A 14921-nucleotide genomic window follows, 5' to 3' on the forward strand; every position below is an offset into this window, starting at 1 on the left:
TCTAGGAGAGCCGGTCCAGATCCTCGGGCGTGTCGATGTCGTCGCTCTCGCCCGGCTCCTCGGGCACCTCGACGATGTCCAGCCCGCCCAGCGTCCGCCGCAGCGAGGCGTTCTCCACCGTCTCCGGCAAGGCCGCGCGCAGCGCCTCCGCGCGCCAGGCGCCGAGCAGCCATTGCCGCTCCCCCGAGGCGTCGACCAGAACCGCGCCCGACGCGGCACCGAGTGCGGTCACCAGGCGATCCACTGTGGACTTCCGGACGCCGGCGAGGTCACCGGCCAGCACCACGACGATCTCCGTGCGCACCAACGCGAGCCCGGCTGCCAGCGCGGCCACCGGACCCGTGCCGGGCGAAACTTCCCGGGTCCAGACGACGTCGCCGAAACCCGGCCGTTCCGGGCCGACGACGATCACCGGATCCGCGTCCTCGAGCGCGGCCAGCGCCCTGGCCAGCAACGGTTTCCCTCCGACGGGGAGTGCGGGTTTGTCCACACCGGACAGGCGACGCGCGGCGCCGCCCGCCAGCACGATCCCCGCGTGAGTCACGCTCAGCCGATCAAGCGGGTCGCGTACGGCATGATGCCGCCGTAGCGCACCGGCGCGATGCGGACCCGCAGACCCGACTGCGGCGCCTCGACCATCTGCCCGTTCCCGAGGTACATCGCGACGTGGTGGATGCCCCGCGCGCTGCCGCCCCAGAAGAGCATGTCACCGCGGCGCATCTGCGAGAGCGGCACTTTCCGCCCGGCGTTGTACTGGTAGCCGCTGTAGTGCGGGAGCGACTTCACCCCGGCGAACGCGTAGATCATCAGGCCCGAGCAGTCGAAGCCGATCTTGTTGTAGTCGCCGTAACGATCGGCCGTACCCCCGTCGCGGATGCCGCGTGTCGGACCGGCCGTGTTGCCACCGCCCCAGGCGTAGACCACGCCGAGTTGCGCCAGCGCCCGCCGGACGACGGCTTCGACGCTCGCCCCGGCTGGGGCCGACTGGACGGGCCTGCCCGTCGGACGGCCGCCTCCGCCCTGACTGGGGCTGGGCCTCGACGCGGCGAGAGCGGCCTGACGAGCGCGTTCCTCGTCCTCGCGGGCCTTCTGCGCCTTCCAGTCCTCGTAGCGCTGCCGCTGCCCCTGCAGGCCGCTGACTTTCTGCTGCGCTTCGAAGAGCTGCTTCTCGACGCCCGCCTTGTCGGCTTCGAGCTTCTGGTTCTGCGTGGCCTGGTTGTCCTGCGCGTGCTGGGCGGCGCTCTGCGCGTTGTCGGCCTCGCGTTTGGCCGCTTCGGCCGCGCGCTTGCGCTCCTGCGCGATCTCCAGCTTCTTGCGCGCGGTCGCGTCCTTGTTGGACTTGTCCGTCTGCGCGCGCTTCATCGTGTCGAGCGCGTTGAGCCTGCTGCCGCCGACCGCGTCGAGCATCTGGGCGCGGCCGAGGAGTTCCTTCGGGCTGTTGGCCGTGAGGTACGCCGACACCGAGCCGATGGTGCTGCCCTGCTGGAAGCTGGCGGCGGCGAACTTGTCGAGGTCGGCCCGGGCCTTGTCGATGGTCGCCTGCGCGGCGTCGGATTCGGTGCGCGCGGACTGCGCCTCACGATCGGCCTGCGCGGCTTCGTCCTGCGCGGTCTCCGCGTCGACCCTGGCCTTGTTCGCCTCTTCCATCTTCAACTCGACGTCGTCGTTGAGCTGGGCGAGCTTGGACTCGGCCTGGGCCAGCTGGTTCGTGAGCCTGCCGACGTCGCCCGCCTTGGCGTTGGCCTCGGCCTTGCTGGAGTTGATCTCGGAGTCGCTGGGGTTCGGCGGGGGCGGCGGGACCGCGAGCCCCGTGCCCGTCACCCCGAGCAACAGGGTGACGGCGAGCGCGCCGATGGTCATGCCACGGCGGGCACTCGTCCCAGACCCGGCTTCACCACGCACGATCCGCCCACCTCCTGATCTTGAACAATGGACTCACTGTGCCACTGCCGTCACAGCATTACCAGAAGCACCACCAGGAACTTACACACCGTAGGCACCATTTCCCCTCAACGGGGGACGAACAGACGAACGTTTCGTCACTCGAATGGCCGCAGGTCGGTGAGACCTTCATGACCCGCGTGTCGGCTTGCCTGTCAAAAAGGACGGGCGTACTGTTTGAAGAGACGAACGAGGTGTGCCATCCCGCGTCCGGACCTACGGTGGGGGTGCGCAAGACTCGCTCCCGGCCGACCCGAACGGCCTGGAGAACTCACCGAACTGACCCGCCACTGGAGTTAGAAGTGACCGCACCCGCCAGCAAGGACAGCTTCGGCGCCAAAGACACGCTGAAGGTGGGCGACGCCTCTTACGAGGTGTTCCGCCTGAACAAGGTCGAGGGCTCCCAGCGCCTTCCCTACAGCTTGAAGATCCTGCTCGAGAACCTGCTGCGGACCGAGGACGGCGCGAACATCACCGCCGACCACATCCGCGCGCTCGGCAACTGGGACGCCAAGGCCGACCCGTCGATCGAGATCCAGTTCACGCCCGCCCGCGTGATCATGCAGGACTTCACCGGCGTGCCCTGCGTCGTCGACCTCGCCACCATGCGCGAGGCCGTCACCGACCTCGGCGGCGACCCGGACAAGGTCAACCCGCTCGCCCCCGCCGAGCTGGTCATCGACCACTCCGTCATCATCGACGTCTTCGGCCGCCCGGACGCCTTCGAGCGCAACGTCGAGATCGAGTACGAGCGCAACCGCGAGCGCTACCAGTTCCTGCGCTGGGGCCAGGGCGCCTTCGACGAGTTCAAGGTCGTCCCGCCGGGCACCGGCATCGTGCACCAGGTCAACATCGAGCACCTCGCGCGCACGGTGATGGCCCGCAACGGCCAGGCGTACCCCGACTCCTGCGTCGGCACCGACTCGCACACCACCATGGTCAACGGCCTCGGCGTGCTGGGCTGGGGCGTCGGCGGCATCGAGGCCGAGGCCGCCATGCTGGGCCAGCCGGTCTCCATGCTCATCCCGCGCGTCGTGGGCTTCAAGCTCACCGGCGAGATCCCGACCGGCGTGACCGCCACCGACGTCGTGCTCACCATCACCGAGATGCTGCGCAAGCACGGTGTGGTCAGCAAGTTCGTCGAGTTCTACGGCGAGAGCGTCGGCGCGGTGCCGCTGGCCAACCGCGCCACCATCGGCAACATGAGCCCGGAGTTCGGCTCCACCGCGGCGATCTTCCCGATAGACGAGGAGACCGTCCGCTACCTCAAGCTCACCGGCCGCTCCGAGGAGCAGGTCGCGCTCGTCGAGGCCTACGCCAAGGAGCAGGGCCTCTGGCACGACCCGTCGCACGAGCCGGAGTACTCCGAGTACATCGAGCTGGACCTGTCGACGGTCGTCCCGTCGATCGCCGGCCCGAAGCGCCCGCAGGACCGCATCGAGCTCACCGACGCGAAGAACTCGTTCCGCAAGTCGATCCACGACTACGTCGGCGGCGAGCAGGAAACCCCGCACACCAACGTCGACGAAGCCGTCGAGGAGTCCTTCCCGGCCAGCGACCCGGCGGCCCTCTCGTTCAAGGACGAGGGCGCGGTCGACATCCAGTCCGCGGCGAACGGCCACAGCGGCCGCCCGAGCAAGCCGGTCAAGGTCAGCACGTCGGACCGCGGCGAGTTCGTCCTCGACCACGGCGCCGTGGTGATCGCCTCGATCACCTCCTGCACCAACACCTCGAACCCGTCGGTCATGCTCGGCGCGGCGCTGCTCGCCAGGAACGCGGTCGACAAGGGCCTCGCGGTCAAGCCGTGGGTCAAGACCTCGATGGCGCCGGGTTCACAGGTCGTCACCGACTACTACAACAAGGCCGGCCTCTGGCCGTACCTGGAGAAGCTGGGCTACCACCTGGTCGGCTACGGCTGCACCACGTGTATCGGCAACTCGGGCCCGCTCTCGGACGAGATCTCCGCGGCGATCCAGGAGAACGACCTCACCGCGGTCTCGGTGCTCTCGGGCAACCGGAACTTCGAAGGCCGGATCAACCCCGACGTGAAGATGAACTACCTCGCGTCGCCGCCGCTGGTCATCGCCTACGCGCTCGCAGGCACGATGGACTTCGACTTCGAGAACCAGCCGCTCGGCCAGGACACCGACGGCAACGACGTCTTCCTGAAGGACATCTGGCCCTCGGCCAAGGAGATCCAGGAGACCATCGACTACGCGATCACGCAGGAGATGTTCACCAAGGACTACGCCGACGTCTTCGACGGTGGCGAGCGGTGGAAGTCGCTGCCGACCCCCGAGGGCAAGACCTTCGAGTGGGACGCGGAGTCGACCTACGTCCGGAAGCCCCCGTACTTCGACGGCATGCAGGCGAAGCCGGCCCCGGTCACCGACATCGCCGGCGCGCGCGTGCTGGCGAAGCTGGGCGACTCGGTCACCACCGACCACATCTCCCCCGCCGGCGCGATCAAGCCGGGAACCCCGGCCGCGCAGTACCTGACCGAGCACGGCGTCGAGAAGAAGGACTTCAACTCCTACGGCTCGCGTCGCGGTAACCACGAGGTCATGATCCGCGGCACCTTCGCGAACATCCGGCTGCGCAACCAGCTGCTGGACGACGTGCAGGGCGGCTACACCCGCGACTTCACCCAGGACGACGCCCCGCAGGCGTTCATCTACGACGCGGCGCAGAACTACGCGGAGCGGAACATCCCGCTGGTCGTCCTTGGCGGCAAGGAGTACGGCTCCGGCTCGTCGCGTGACTGGGCGGCCAAGGGCACCTCGCTGCTGGGTGTGCGCGCGGTGATCACCGAGTCGTTCGAGCGCATCCACCGGTCGAACCTGATCGGCATGGGCGTCATCCCGCTGCAGTTCCCGGCGGGCGAGTCGGCCTCGTCGCTCGGCCTCGACGGCACCGAGACGTTCGACATCTCGGGCATCACGAAGCTGAACGACGGCGAGACCCCGCGCACGGTCCATGTCACCGCGACGAAGACCGACGGCACCAAGGTGGAGTTCGACGCGGACGTCCGCATCGACACCCCTGGTGAGGCGGACTACTACCGCAACGGCGGCATCCTGCAGTACGTCCTGCGGAAGATGACCCAGGCGTAAGCACGGCACGCGAAGGCCCCTTTCCCCGCACTTTGGGGAAAGGGGCCTTCGTCGTTCTTCGGTACCGTGCGGTATGACCACGGGGAGAATTCAGGTCGAGAACAGCGAATTGGCGTACGAGGTCCGGGGTGATGGCGATCCGGTGATCCTGCTCCATGGCGGGATCCTCGACTCCCGGATGTGGGACGCCCAAATGGCGGCGCTCGCACCGCACCACACCGTCATCCGGTACGACGCGCGCGGACATGGCGAATCGTCCACGCCGACTGAGCGGTTCAAGCACTACGAGGATCTCCGCGAGCTGATGACCGCGCTGGAACTTCCTCGCGCGTCGCTGGTCGGCTTGTCCGGCGGCGGCCGGATCGCGGTCGACTTCGCGCTGACCTACCCGGACCTCGTCGAGAACCTCGTCCTCGTGGCCACCGGCCTCAGTTCGATGGTGACGAAGGATCCTTTCGTGCTGGAGCAGAACAAGAAACTCGAGGAGGCGGGCGTACGAGGTGATCTCCCCGCCGCCATCGAGTGCATCCTGCGCATGTGGGTGGACGGGCCCCGGCGCGCACCCGCGGACGTCGATCAGGACGTCCGGCGGCTGTGTCAGGAGATGTACACGCAGACGGTCGTGCGGCACGGGCTCTCCGGCTTCACGCTGATGGACGAACTGCGCGCCATCGAGCGCACCGGCGAGCTGACCCCGCGCACGTTGACGTTGGCGGGCGATCTGGATTCCTCGGACATCCTCGCCATTTCCGACCAGATCGAATGCGAAGCACGCGACGCCCGGAAACTCGTCGTTCCCGGGGTCGCGCATATGATCAATCTGGAGAAACCCGCCGAGTTTTCGGGGATATTGCTGGATTTCCTGGCCTGCTCGTGAGTGGCGATTCGGGTTCTGGCCAAGGGTGTTTCAGTTACCTGCTGAGGGTGAGCCGGGTAGCGGCCGGTCCGTGAAGGACTCCTTGAGGGACCCAGAGTCCCTGAAGGAGTTCCCCAGTACATGATGGCCCCCATCCTTGCGCCAGGCGCAAGGATGGGGGCCATCATGTACCTCACGCGAGCAAAGCCGCACGCCACGCGCAGGTATCCAAGAGCGGTAAGGCAAACGTTGCGTATGGGTCGCGGCGCTCTCCGGTCCGTAAAGGCCTCCTTCACTACCCGCCGGCGTGCCCCCTGGTGACACGGGGACGGCTGTGACGCCAGGCCTCCGGTCGCGGACCATCGACAGCCGTCCCCGTGTCGCCACCTTTGCCCTACCCCTCAATAAGAGAGGGTTCGTTCTAACCGTCCTTACCACTCACGAGGTCGTCTTCCCGGTGCTCCGGCCGGCGGTCGACGACGCGGCCGAGCGGGCGCAACAGCACGTTGACCCCGACGATCACCGCCGTCCCGGCGAGTGCGACGACGTAAAGTCCTGCTCCTGCAAGGGATCCGACGGCCGCCGAGCACCACAGGGTGGCCGCGGTGTTGAGTCCGCGCACGTTCAGCCCGTCCCGCAGGATCACCCCGGCGCCGAGGAAACCGATACCGGAGACGATCTGGGCGGCGACGCGCGTCGGGTCCGCGTCACCACTGGTGTTCAGCCCGCCGAAACCGTGGGCGGACAACAGGACGAAGAGGGTCGCGCCGACGGCGACGAGGGCGTTGGTGCGGAGTCCGGCCATCCGGGCGCGGTACTGGCGCTCGATGCCGATGACGGCGCCGAGGCCGACGCCGGTGCCGACCCTGAGCAGCATTTCGAAGGTGTTCATGATTCCGGCTCTTTTCTGGCGTGCGTACACAAAGCCAGACAGGGAAAGGAGACCGGAGAAGGTCAGCGCACCGCGCGCACGGGTGAACGGCGACCACTTCCGGTCGATCCAGAACTGTCTTCCGGCATGTGCCGCTCACCTCGCTTTCGTACTCGATCGGTGTTGATCAACCTTCGAGACTCTACCACCGGAGGGCCCGAGCGCGGCGTGGATCGTGTCACGCAGCCACCGCTGGGCCGGATCGGCGTCGAGCCGCGCGTGCCAGAGCTGGCAGACCTCGATCGCCGGGAGGTCCGCGGGGACCGGGAACCAGCGGATGCCGAGTGACCGGCCGTACTGCTCGGCGAGCCGCTGGGGCGCGAGACCGATGTAGTCGCTCGAAGCGACCAGGAACGCGGCGACGGCGGAAGTGGGGACGACCGCCGCGACCCGCCGCTGGAGACCGGCCGCCTCGAGCACGTCGTCGAGCGGGCCCCTGCCCTTGCCGCGCCGTGAAGCGGAAACGTGCGGATATCGGCACAGCTGCGCCAGCGTCGGACGACTTACGCCGCCGAGCGGGCCGTCCGCCCGGACGATCGCGACCACACGTTCGTGGTACAGCAGGGTCGAATGGATGTCGGGCGCCGCGATGTCGCCCGCGCCGATGTCCAGGTCCACCGATCCGTCTCTCAACGCCTCGGTGCTCTCGCTGCCCTCGGCGACGAAACGCAGGACCACACCCGGCGCGACGGCGGCGGTCGCCTCGACGGCCGCCGTCACCAGTGTCGCGGCGACGCCGTCGTTGATGCGGATGGTGAAGGTGCGTTCGAGGTCGGCGATCGCGAGGTCACGGTCGGCGCTGATCAGGGCCGACGCCTCGTCGAGCAGCGACCGCACCCGCGGGGCGGTCCGGAGCGCGAACGGCGTCGGCACCATCCCGCGTCCGGCTCGCACCAGGATCGGATCCCCCATCGCCCGCCGCAACCGGCCCAGCGCACGGCTCGCCGCCGGGATCGACAGGTGCAGCCGTTCGGCCGCCGCCGTCACGCTGCCCTCCCGCAGCAGGGCGTCGAACACCCGCAAAAGGTTGAGGTCCAGCTGATCCATAGTTGCATGGTACGCAACTATTACTTGTCAAAGTTGCGTGGCACGAAGAACGCGCTGGCCCATAGCGTCGCGGACATGCCACTCCGACTCCAACTCCGCGACGCCCCCGAAGCCGCAGCGGACCGACGCGGCCTGCTGACCGCCATGTGCGCCTGTGTCGTACTCGTGGTCGGGATGGTCGCCGCCATCAACCTCGCCGTCCCGATGCTGGCCGCGAGCGACCTCCACCCGTCCGCGTCGGCGCTGATCTGGATCGTCGACACCTACGTCGTCTTCTTCGCCTGTCTCGTGATCCCCGGCGGCGCGGCGGGCGACCGCTTCGGCCGCAAGGGCGTCCTGCTCGCCGGCCTGGCGCTGTTCGCGATCGGCGCGCTGCTGTCGACGATCGCGCCGAACGTGCCGATCCTGCTGGCGGGCCGGGCTGTCACCGGGATCGGCGCCGCCGCGGTGCTACCCAACACGCTCGCCGTGCTGCTGCACGCCGTACCCGCCGAGCGCAAGGGCGTGACCATCGCGACCTGGGCGTCGATGACCGGGATCGGCGGTGTCGTGGGGAATGTCGGCGGCGGCGCGCTGCTCGCGGGCGGGTCGTGGCGCTGGCTGTTCGCGGCCGTCGTCCCGCTCGCCGTCGCGCTGGCCGCGCTCGTCGCCCGGATCGCGCCGGTGTCCCCTCGGCACGACCGGCCGCTCAGCCCCCTCGGCGCCGTCCTCCTCGTCGGCCCTTCGGTCGCGTTGCTACTCGGCATCGTCGAAGGGCCCGAAGAGGGTTGGGGAAGCCCGCTCGTCCTGGCCGGATTCGCCGGCGCGGTCCTGCTGTTCGCCTTGTGGACGGTCGTCGAACTGAGGGCCGAGCACCCGCTGCTCGATCCCCGGTTGTTCCGTGTGCCCGCGCTGCGCAGTGCCTGTCTCGGCATGACCACGATCTTCTTCGGGATGTTCGCGCTGTTCTACGTCAACGCGTCCTTCCTCCAGTACGGCAAGGGTTTCGGTGTCCTGCCGACCGGGCTGGGGATCATCCCGCTGACCGTCCCGGTCATCCTCGGCGCGCGGCACGTCGGCAGGCTCGTCCGGCGCGTCGGCGTCGACGTCACTGTCGCCATCGCGTTCGCCTTCTGCGGTTGCGGCCTCATCGGACTGTCCACAAGCGACAGTTCGACGCCGTACCCGGTGTACGCGGCCTGGCTCGTGGTGACCGGTATCGGTGTCACGCTGGCCCTTCCGACGCTGTCCGCCGCGATCTCCGGTTCGCTGCCGCCCGCACAGGCCGGTGTCGGCGCCGGACTTCAGGCCACCACCCGCGAATTCGGCAGCGCACTCGGCGTCGCCGTCATCGGCACCGTTCTCACCGGACGCTTCGTGGCCGCGCTTCCGCCGGACATCCACGCGGAGCACGATCCGCACACCGTCGCGCAGGCGCTGGCCGTCACCGCGGCCGGCCGCGCGCCCGAAGTGGTCTCCGCGTTCGTCACCGGCGCGAGCACGGCGCTGCGGGTGATCGGCGTGAGCGTGCTCGTCCTCGGAGCGCTCGTCGTCCTGCAGTCCCGTCTTTCCCGTAACACCAAGTAAAAGGAGTACTCCCATGCATGTATTCGTCACCGGGGCGACCGGCTGGATCGGCTCGGCCGTCGTGGACGACTTGCTCGACGCCGGCCACGAGGTCACCGGCCTCGCCCGGTCGGAGGTTTCCGCCGCCGCGCTGGAGCGGAAGGGCGCGAGGATTCGGCGCGGCGACCTGGACGATCTCGACGGCCTCCGTGCGGGCGCCGAAGAGGCCGAGGCCGTCATCCACCTGGCGAACAAACACGACTGGGGCAACCCCGCCGAGACCAACCGGGCCGAGCGGTCCGCCGTCCAGGCCTTCGCGGACGCTTTGACCGGGACGGGCCGGGCTTTCGTGCTCGCCGCCGGACTCTCGACCCTGGCCAAGGGCAGGCCCGCCACCGAAAGCGACCTCTCCCCCGCCATCGGCCCCGGCTCCCATCGGGGCGGTAGCGAGAACCTCGCGCTCGAGTACGCCGAGAAGGGCATGCGCGTGATCAGTGTCCGCTTCGCACCGTCGGTGCACGGCGTGGGCGACCACGGTTTCGTCTCCGCCATCGTCGCGGCCGCCCGCAAGCACGGCGTGTCCGGCTACCTCGGTGACGGCACCGCCTCCTGGGCCGCCGTGCACCACACCGACGCGGCCCGGCTCGTCCGGCTTGGCCTCGAAGGCGCGCCCACCGGCTCGCTGCTGCACGCCGTCGCCGAGGAAGCCGTCACGACACGGGAAATCGCCGAGGCCGTCGGACGGATGCTCGACGTCCCGATGGTTTCCGTGGCACCGGAGAAAGCGGGCGAGCATTTCGGTTTCGTCGGCCGGTTCTTCGCGCTGGACATGTCCGCCTCCAGCGATCGCACCCGCGAACTCCTCAAGTGGACGCCGTACGGACCGAGCCTCGCCGAGGACATCGAAGCCAGCGCCTACGCCTGATCGAAAGGAACCACCATGTCCGAAGTGACCGCTTTCATGCTGGTGAGGACCACGCCGGAATGGCTCGGCCTCACCGTCGAGCAACGGGTGGAGGCCTTCAAGACCGAGGTGCTCCCGGCGATCGAGAGCAAGGTCAAAGGAGTCCGGTCCCGGTTCTTCGACACCGAGTTCTACTCCGCGCGAGTGACCGACGTGTGGGTCTGGGAGGCGGAGGACCACCACTCGTACCAACTGCTCATCGAGGCGCTGCGCGAGACGCCCTTCTGGGACCGGTATTTCGAGGTCGTCGACCTTCTGGTCGGCGTCGAGAACGCGTACGCCACGAACTACGGGTTGGACGCCTACGCGAGCGTCGACGTCTGAAGCCGGTGGGCGGCCAGGCACACCGGCGGCCGCGACCTTGGCCGTAGCCGGTGCCCTGGTTACCCACCCGGGTCACCCGGACGAGAATCCCGTCCGGGTGATCCGGCCTCCCCGCCGGAACCCTAGGCCGGGATGTTCGGGACCGGTCCCCGGACGCCACGAAGGCCACCGTCGAGACGGTGGCCTTCGTGTTCACGAGCCCAGGATCAGGCAGTGGTTTCGAACGGCTGGACGTTCGGCTGGAACACCTGGCCGTTGGCCGGGACCTTCAGATCGATCAGGTAGTCGGCCGTCACCTTGTCCACCCCGAGCGAGTCGCCCAGGATGCAGTGCCCGAAGGCGTCGACCGAGAGCAGCCGGGCGTTCCCCAGCTGGTCGGCCATCCGCTTCGAGAACAGGTACTGGGTCGCCGGGTCGTAGTAGTTGCCGACGACCAGGACCGGGGTGTCGGTCTTGGCCTGCCACGGGCCGCGGTAGACGTCCGGCTTCTTCGCCGGCCACACCGGGCAGCCCGCCACGTCCGAGAACGCCTGGTAGCGACCGAAAGTGGGCGATTCCTTCTCCCACTTCGCGGCGATCTCCGGGACCTTCTCCTGCTTGATCGTGATCTTCTTGTCCGAGCAGTTCACGGCGAAGTAGGAGTCGTCGCCGACGTACGGGCTGTCCGGGTTCGCGTCCGCGCGTCCGTTCGCTCCCGAACGCAGCACCTTCAGCTCGACGGCCTGCGCCGTCTGCGTCTGCGCCGCCGGCGGGTGGACGACGTTGTACAGCGCCTGCAGGTCGTCGGCCAGCGGCGGGAACGACGTCGGCGAGTACAGCACCCCGGCCACCGTGCTGGTGAACGCGTTGATGTCGTAGTTGCTCCCGTCCGGCAGCTTGATCGGCTGCTGGCGCAGGTGGTCGCGGATCTCGTCGAACTTCTCCCGCGGGGTGCCCGAGCTGAAGGAGCACTTCGGCCCGACCTGCGCGCACTTGCGCAGGAAGGCGTCCAGCGCGATCTCGAACCCGCGAGCGCGCTCGCGGTCGTACTGCACGCCGTCGCTGGTGCGCAGTGCCGGGTCGACGTTGCCGTCGATGACGATCGCGCGGCTCTGCTTCGGGAACATCGACGTGTACGTCGACCCGATCAAGGTGCCGTACGAGAAGCCGACGAAGGTCAGCTTCTGGTCGCCGACGGCGGCCCGCATCTTGTCGAGGTCACGCACGACGTCCTTGGTGGACATGTGGTTCAGCAGCGCGCCGGCGTTGTTCTTGCAGAACTGGCCGTAGTCGCGGTACGACGCGAGCGTGCCGGAGATCTCCTGCCGCGACAACGGCACGGGGATCTGCGCGGCGAAGACGTCGTTCGCGTCCTCCTGCGTGGTGAAACATTTGAGCGGGTTGCTTGCGCCGACCCCGCGCGGGTCGAACCCGATCAGGTCGAACCGGTCGAGCACCTGCGGCTGGAAGTAGTTCGCCGCACCGATCGGCATCCGGAATCCGGAGCCACCGGGACCGCCCGGATTGAGGAACAGCGAACCGACCTTCTTGTCGGGCGTCTTCGCCGCCCGCTTCAGCATCGCGATGTCGATGGTGCCGAGCGCCGCGTTGTCGTGGTCGATCGGCACGCGATACCGCGCGCAGCTGTAGAACTTGACCTGGTCGGCGGGAACACCGCGGATCTGGTCCGCCGTGCAGGCACCCCAGGTCACCGGCGCCGTCGCGCCGACCTGGGCGGCCGGCGTCCCGGCTTCCGGTGCGGCGACCGCCGTCCCGGACGCACCGGTCAACGCGGCGCCGGCCACGAGTGCCCCTACCAGTGCGAAACCGCGCACCGGCCTCCTTGTGGATCTCGGCAAAACGACTCCTCCCTCGGCTGGCGACGTGACGGACCACGTCGCTCCATGCGCCGCCGACGTCACGGCGCGTAACACCAAGCGAGCCTCGCACAAGCCGGTAACCCAGTCACCGGCCGAAAGGATGGTACGAACCTATCGAGTGGTTGTCTTCAACTCGAAAATCGGTAACACACGGCGAGCGGCGTGGGCTTCCATGGAGTAACCGGGCCAGAAGTCCAGCAGCAGTTTCCACATCGCTTCGTACTCGTCTCCGAGGAGTTCCCTGGCCCTGACCGGGATCTCCTTGCCCGCCAGCGCCACGACCGCGTCCGGATGCGCCCGCAGATTGTGTGTCCACGCGGGATCGTTCGGCCTCCCCCAATTGGAGCCGACGAGCACGAAATCCTCCCCGTGCGGGAAGTACAGAAGGTTGGTACCGCGAGACAGCCCGCTCTTGCGGCCGGTCGTGGTCAGCCGCAGGGAAGGAAGCCCGGCCAGCGCGACCAGGCTCACCTTCCCCTTGAACAGGCGGTGCAGTCTCTTGTCCACCCAGATGATCCCGCCCGCGAGCCCCATCAGCCACGGTTTCGTGCCGAGCACGCGGGCGAGCGACGTGAGAGGGTTAGCCACGGACAGATCTTGCCAGGCTCACGCCGAAGCGCGATTCCGAGTCCGTCCACCATTTCTCCACCGAGAAACCGGCTTCGGCCAGTTCCGCGGCGATTCCCTCCCGCCGGAACTTCGCGGAGATCTCCGTGCGCACGTACTCGCCCTCGGCGAACTTCACCCGCAGGTCCGCACCAGGGATGTCGATGGTCAGTGGCTCACGGGCACGCAGGCGCATTTCGATCCATTCGTTCTCCTCGTCCCAATACGAGACGTGGTCGAAGGCGGCCGGATCGAAGTTCGCGCCGAGGCCGTTGTTGATCACGTGGAGCATGTTGCGGTTGAACTCGGCGGTGACCCCGGCCGCGTCGTCATAGGCACGCTCCAGCGTTTCCCTGTCCTTCACCAGGTCCGTCCCGAGCAGGAGCCACTCCCCTTCGTCGAGCACTTCGCGGACCGAGCGCAGGAAGATGGCGCGATCGGCGGGCAGGAAGTTGCCGATCGTGCCGCCGAGGAAGACCACCAGCCGCGGCCGGGCACTCGGCAGCAGGTCGAGATGCCGGGTGAAGTCGCCGACCACGCCACGGACTTCGAGGGACGGGTAGTCGGCCGTGATGGCTTCCGTGGCTTCGGCGAGCGCGGTTTCGGAGACGTCGAGCGGGACGAACTCCTTCAAGGTGCCGTGGTTCGTCAGCGCGTCGAGCAGGAGCCTGGTCTTCTCACTCGATCCGGAGCCGAGTTCGACCAGGGTGTGCGCGCCCGAGCTTTCGGCTATCTCACCGCCGCGCGCCGCGAGGACCTCGCGTTCGCTGCGGGTCGGGTAGTACTCGGGAAGGGCGGTGATCTTCTCGAACAGTTCGCTGCCGCGCGCGTCGTAGAACCATTTGGGCGACAGCCATTTCTGGTCCGCTTCCAGGCCGGCGCGGACGTCCGCGCGCAGCTGCTCGGTGATGTCCGATTCGCTGTGGTGTACGTCGAGGTCGACTTCGGTCATCGTGCCTCAGGGCTCCGATCGGCTTCGAGGGCGGCGTTTTGTTGAAGGGAGATGATTTCCACGCCCGCGCCGGTCACCCGGACGGCGTGGTGGTCGGGAACGGGAGTCCAGCCGGGATCGTCGTCACACGGTTCCGACGCGACGAGCACGCCGTCGCCGATGTCCAGATAGGACAGGGAATGCGTCCACGCGGTACCGATGAGCGTCCGGCCGTCGGTCAGCAGGAGGTTGAGCCGCGAACCCGGCCCCGCCTCCTCGACCACTCCGGTCAGCCACGTGACGGCCGCGAGCGGGTCTTCACCCGCCTCGAGCCGCTCACGCAGCAAAGCCCACAGCAGTACCGAATCCGTGGTCGCCTCCAGGGTCAGCAGGCGGGTGATCGGCAGTTTCGCGGCGAGCTCGGCCATCGAATCCGGCCAGCCCCTCACCAGCCCGTTGTGGCTGAAGAGGTAGCCGCCGCCGGTGAACGGCGCGTTCGCCGCCTCGACCACGGGCATCCCGGTCGTGCCGTTCCGGACCGCGGCCATGAAGGCGTGCGACCGGACCGAGCCGGCCAGCGCGGGCAGGTCCCCGTCCGTCCACAAGGGAGCGGACCGGCGCAGCCGCACCGGCTCGGGACCTTCGGCGTACCAGCCGAGGCCGTACCCGTCCGCGTTGACGGAGCCGCCGCCCCGCATGTCATCGGGGGCGTAGGACTGCACGAGCAGTGAATGCGGGGCGTGGAAGAGCGTCTCGGCGGGGGGAAGCGGCTCGCCGAGATACGCGAGGTGACGGCACATGCCG

The 14921-nt window shown here is 68.4% G+C and carries 12 protein-coding genes and 1 pseudogene; 5 read left to right on the plus strand and 8 right to left on the minus strand.

The features are described from left to right. Position 1: 1 nt before the first annotated feature. Both DL991_RS12210 and DL991_RS12215 read right to left on the minus strand, forming a co-directional pair. Complete coding sequence (locus DL991_RS12210; protein WP_125784097.1) at positions 2-544, minus strand: molybdenum cofactor guanylyltransferase; 543 nt, start codon at positions 542-544, stop codon at positions 2-4. A 2-nt stretch (positions 545-546) separates the two neighbouring features. Beyond that, entirely contained in the window at positions 547-1860 is a 1314-nt protein-coding gene (locus DL991_RS12215) for an NlpC/P60 family protein (protein ID WP_370306132.1), read from the minus strand. A 383-nt stretch (positions 1861-2243) separates the two neighbouring features. On the opposite strand from DL991_RS12215, the gene DL991_RS12220 reads away from it, so the two are divergent. Together DL991_RS12220 and DL991_RS12225 are read left to right on the plus strand one after the other, a co-directional pair. Then, entirely contained in the window at positions 2244-5054 is a 2811-nt protein-coding gene (locus DL991_RS12220; protein WP_125784101.1) for an aconitate hydratase, read from the plus strand. A 73-nt stretch (positions 5055-5127) separates the two neighbouring features. Next, on the plus strand, positions 5128-5931 hold the full coding sequence (locus tag DL991_RS12225; protein ID WP_125784102.1) for an alpha/beta fold hydrolase: 804 nt from the start codon (positions 5128-5130) through the stop codon (positions 5929-5931). Between the two features lie 427 nt (positions 5932-6358). Here the strand turns inward: DL991_RS12225 and DL991_RS12230 are convergent. Beyond that, positions 6359-6802, minus strand: a pseudogene (locus tag DL991_RS12230) (MgtC/SapB family protein); the annotation flags it as partial. Between the two features lie 135 nt (positions 6803-6937). Continuing rightward, entirely contained in the window at positions 6938-7888 is a 951-nt protein-coding gene (locus DL991_RS12235; RefSeq protein ID WP_125784106.1) for a LysR family transcriptional regulator, read from the minus strand. A gap of 144 nt (positions 7889-8032) precedes the next feature. Between DL991_RS12235 and DL991_RS12240 the strand changes: the two genes are divergently transcribed. Genes DL991_RS12240 through DL991_RS12250 form a run of 3 tightly spaced genes read left to right on the plus strand, consistent with a single transcriptional unit; the run spans position 8033 to position 10721 of the window. Next, a complete protein-coding gene (locus tag DL991_RS12240) occupies positions 8033-9454 on the plus strand; it encodes an MFS transporter (RefSeq protein WP_125784733.1) in 1422 nt (473 codons plus the stop codon). A 13-nt stretch (positions 9455-9467) separates the two neighbouring features. After that, positions 9468-10358, plus strand: a complete 891-nt coding sequence (locus DL991_RS12245) for an SDR family oxidoreductase (RefSeq protein WP_125784108.1) — start codon at positions 9468-9470, stop codon at positions 10356-10358. Positions 10359-10373: 15 nt separating this feature from the next. Then, positions 10374-10721, plus strand: coding sequence for a darcynin family protein (locus DL991_RS12250; protein WP_125784111.1), 348 nt, complete (start codon positions 10374-10376; stop codon positions 10719-10721). A 206-nt stretch (positions 10722-10927) separates the two neighbouring features. On the opposite strand, the gene DL991_RS12255 is transcribed toward DL991_RS12250, so the two are convergent. The 4 genes from DL991_RS12255 to egtC form a co-directional block, all read right to left on the minus strand. Next, the gene (locus tag DL991_RS12255; RefSeq protein ID WP_125784113.1) at positions 10928-12535 is read right to left on the minus strand and encodes an alpha/beta hydrolase; all 1608 of its coding nucleotides are present in this window, start codon (positions 12533-12535) and stop codon (positions 10928-10930) included. Positions 12536-12691: 156 nt separating this feature from the next. Then, positions 12692-13114 carry a nitroreductase family deazaflavin-dependent oxidoreductase gene (locus tag DL991_RS12260; protein ID WP_125784734.1) on the minus strand — a complete coding sequence of 141 codons (423 nt, stop codon included), beginning with the start codon at positions 13112-13114 and terminating at the stop codon, positions 12692-12694. Positions 13115-13160: 46 nt separating this feature from the next. Beyond that, on the minus strand, positions 13161-14138 hold the full coding sequence (gene egtD, locus DL991_RS12265; protein ID WP_125784114.1) for an L-histidine N(alpha)-methyltransferase: 978 nt from the start codon (positions 14136-14138) through the stop codon (positions 13161-13163). Then, positions 14135-14917 carry an ergothioneine biosynthesis protein EgtC gene (gene egtC, locus DL991_RS12270; RefSeq protein WP_125784116.1) on the minus strand — a complete coding sequence of 261 codons (783 nt, stop codon included), beginning with the start codon at positions 14915-14917 and terminating at the stop codon, positions 14135-14137. Before egtC ends, egtD begins: the two co-directional genes overlap by 4 nt. Between the last annotated feature and the right edge of the window lie 4 nt (positions 14918-14921).

Source organism: Amycolatopsis sp. WAC 01375 (genome assembly GCF_003947325.1).
In the GTDB taxonomy this organism is placed as follows: domain Bacteria; phylum Actinomycetota; class Actinomycetes; order Mycobacteriales; family Pseudonocardiaceae; genus Amycolatopsis.